The 1,043-nt window shown below is 71.9% G+C and carries 1 protein-coding gene; it reads right to left on the reverse strand.

The annotated features are described in order from the left end of the window. Nucleotides 1-1,043: acyltransferase domain-containing protein (locus tag IE124_RS34045; RefSeq protein WP_189513888.1), on the reverse strand; the 1,043-nt coding region annotated here is incomplete at both ends.

The raw sequence follows: 1,043 nt of genomic DNA on the forward strand, positions 1-1,043 counted from the left end.
CGCCGAGCGCCTGCACCCAGGCGACCTGCGGCACGAGCCCGTCGAGGAGCGAGACGACACCGGTGAACCCGCCCTCGCCGGTCGTCAGCGCGGCGAGCCGCGCGGCGAGCGCCCCGCGGTCGCCGTCCGCCCCGGCCTCCAGCACCTCGACCTCCGCACCGGCGGCCTTCAGAGCGCCCAGCAACTCGGCGTCGGGCTCGCTCCCCGCGGCGACGAGCCACCGCCCGGACAGGGCCGCCTGACCGGAGGCCGTCAGCGGCTGCCACTCGACGCGGTAGCGCCAGTCGTCGGCAGCGCTGGTGGGGGCGGAACTCTGAAGCCAGAAGCGCTCGGTCTGGAAGGCGTACGTGGGGAGGTCGGGGAGGTCGCCGGTCGCGGCCGGGAGGACGGGTGTCCAGTCGAGGGGGAGGCCGTTGGTCCAGGCTTCGGCGAGGGAGGTGATCAGGCGGTCGAGGCCGCCTTGTTCGCGGCGGAGGGTGCTGAGGCCTGTGACGGTGTCGGGGAGGGCCATGGTGAGGACGGGGTGGGCGGAGACCTCGATGAAGTGGGTGAAGCCTTCGGTTGTGGCGAGGGTTTCGATGGCGGGGGCGAAGCCGACGGGGTGGCGGAGGTTGCGGTACCAGTAGGTGGCGTCGAGCGTCGGTTCGGTGATCCAGGTGCATTCGAGGGTGGAGAAGAAGGGGACGCGGGGGGTCTGAGGCTTCAACCCGGAGAGGATTTGAGCCAGTTCGGATTCGATGATCTCGACCTGCTGGCTGTGGGAGGCGTAGTCGACGGGGATGACCCGCGCGCGGATGCCGTCGGCCTCGCAGGTGCGGGCGAGTTCGTCGATCTGGGTGGGGTCGCCGGAGACGACGGTGGCGGTGGGGCCGTTGACGGCGGCGATCGACAGTCCGTCGAGGGTGTCGATCCGCTCCAGGACGTCGGTCTGGCTGAGGGCGAGGGAGATCATGCCGCCCTTGCCGGCGAGGTGAGCGGCGATGGACCGGCTGCGTAGGGCGACGACGCGGGCGGCATCCTCCAGGCTCAGTGCCCCGGCGACG

The sequence above is a fragment of the Streptomyces narbonensis genome, from assembly GCF_014649015.1.
GTDB classification, from domain to species: Bacteria; Actinomycetota; Actinomycetes; order Streptomycetales; family Streptomycetaceae; genus Streptomyces; species Streptomyces narbonensis.